Here is a 318-nt window from a genome sequence, read left to right as displayed (position 1 = left end):
CTGTTGGGACCTGAACACTTGTACCATCTGGGAAGGTCACGGTCACAGTCGAACCAGGTTCCGCTGTTCCTGTAATCGGATCTGTACCATTGATTGGATTAATCTCTGGCGCATTCGGTGCAGTGGTGTCCACTGTATAAACTTGAGTGTCCGTTACATTGCTACTGTTACCTGCTGCATCTGTAAACGTCACTTTTGCATCGATGGTCTTATCGCCATCTGCCAATAAACCACTGCCCGGTACACTCACACTCCACGTACCATTTGCTGAATTTACTGTTGCGGTATAAGTCACCCCATTCACAACAACAGTTACGA

1 pseudogene is annotated in these 318 nt (G+C 47.5%); it reads right to left on the bottom strand.

What is annotated here, in order from left to right:
* Positions 1-318 (bottom strand): annotated as a pseudogene (locus V6E90_RS21625) (Ig-like domain-containing protein); the annotation flags it as partial.

This window comes from Acinetobacter sp. ESBL14, assembly GCF_036668815.1.
Taxonomy (GTDB): domain Bacteria; phylum Pseudomonadota; class Gammaproteobacteria; order Pseudomonadales; family Moraxellaceae; genus Acinetobacter; species Acinetobacter gyllenbergii.
This window is presented reverse-complemented; position numbering and strand designations above follow the sequence as displayed.